The organism is Halobellus sp. Atlit-38R, assembly GCF_003665925.1.
Lineage (GTDB): Archaea > Halobacteriota > Halobacteria > Halobacteriales > Haloferacaceae > Haloquadratum > Haloquadratum inordinatus.
Genome location: NZ_QXIJ01000392.1, coordinates 1 through 437, shown reverse-complemented (window position 1 = coordinate 437; position 437 = coordinate 1). Strand labels below are relative to the sequence as shown.

The window sequence follows — 437 nt, the reverse complement described above, 5'->3', positions numbered from 1 at the left end:
CGGGCGCGGCGTCCGCGACCGGGAGCGAGGCCGGATCCGACGCCGCCGCCGGCGCCGCGGTCGGGGACGCCGGCGACACAGACGACGGCGGCGCGGACCCCGACGGGACGCAACGCTCTTGAGTCGCCCGCGCGGGGATCCGGTATGGAGTGGAAGCTGTTCGCCGACCTCGCGGAGATCGCGGGCGACCGCACGGTGGCGGTCGACGCGGGGCCGGGCGACACGGTCGGCGACGCGCTCGACGCGCTGCTTGACGCACACCACGGCCTGCGGGACCGCGTGATGGAGGACGGCGCCGTCGCTGACCACATCAACGTCCTCCGGAACGGGCGGAGCGTCCGCCACGACGAGGGGCTCGACGCCACGCTGGAGGCGGGCGACGAGCTCGCGCTGTTCCCGCCCGTGAGCGGCGGCCGCTCCGTCCGATAGATCGGTCG

1 protein-coding gene is annotated in these 437 nt (G+C 76.2%); it reads left to right on the top strand.

Annotated elements, in window-relative coordinates; genetic code table 11:
* The first annotated feature begins 144 nt into the window (after positions 1-144).
* Entirely contained in the window at positions 145-429 is a 285-nt protein-coding gene (locus D3D02_RS20020; RefSeq protein ID WP_121571404.1) for a ubiquitin-like small modifier protein 1, read from the top strand.
* Positions 430-437: the final 8 nt, after the last annotated feature.